The following is a 429-nucleotide window of genomic DNA, read 5'->3' on the forward strand; positions in this document are numbered from 1 at the left end:
TTTTGTTTTTTCCGCGCGGTCGTGGCGGAACGGCAGACGCGCTAGGTTGAGGGCCTAGTGGGGGAAACCCCGTGGAGGTTCAAGTCCTCTCGGCCGCATCAAAAAATCTTTTTTAAAAAGTACTTGCATTTGAAAATGTAGTATGATAAGATAATTGAGTCGCCAAAATACAACGACGAAAAAACATCATGAATAAGCGCCCGTAGCTCAATTGGATAGAGCGTTTGACTACGGATCAAGAGGTTAGGGGTTCGACTCCTCTCGGGCGCGCCATAACGGGAAGTGGCTCAGCTTGGTAGAGCACCTGGTTTGGGACCAGGGGGTCGCAGGTTCAAATCCTGTCTTCCCGACCACGCGGGTGTAGTTTAGTGGTAAAACAAGAGCCTTCCAAGCTCTGGTCGAGAGTTCGATTCTCTTCACCCGCTTTTA

At 49.9% G+C, this 429-nt stretch carries 4 tRNA genes; all 4 read left to right on the top strand.

Features of this window, described 5'->3' with window-relative positions:
- The first annotated feature begins 15 nt into the window (after positions 1 to 15).
- Positions 16 to 98, top strand: a tRNA-Leu gene (locus ILT06_RS32230).
- A 98-nt stretch (positions 99 to 196) separates the two neighbouring features.
- A tRNA-Arg gene (locus ILT06_RS32235) sits at positions 197 to 273 on the top strand.
- Between the two features lie 3 nt (positions 274 to 276).
- A tRNA-Pro gene (locus ILT06_RS32240) sits at positions 277 to 353 on the top strand.
- A gap of 1 nt (position 354) precedes the next feature.
- Positions 355 to 425, top strand: a tRNA-Gly gene (locus ILT06_RS32245).
- Positions 426 to 429: the final 4 nt, after the last annotated feature.

This window comes from Bacillus sp. 17RED48, assembly GCF_019837545.1.
GTDB lineage: Bacteria > Bacillota > Bacilli > Bacillales > Bacillaceae_G > Bacillus_A > Bacillus_A wiedmannii.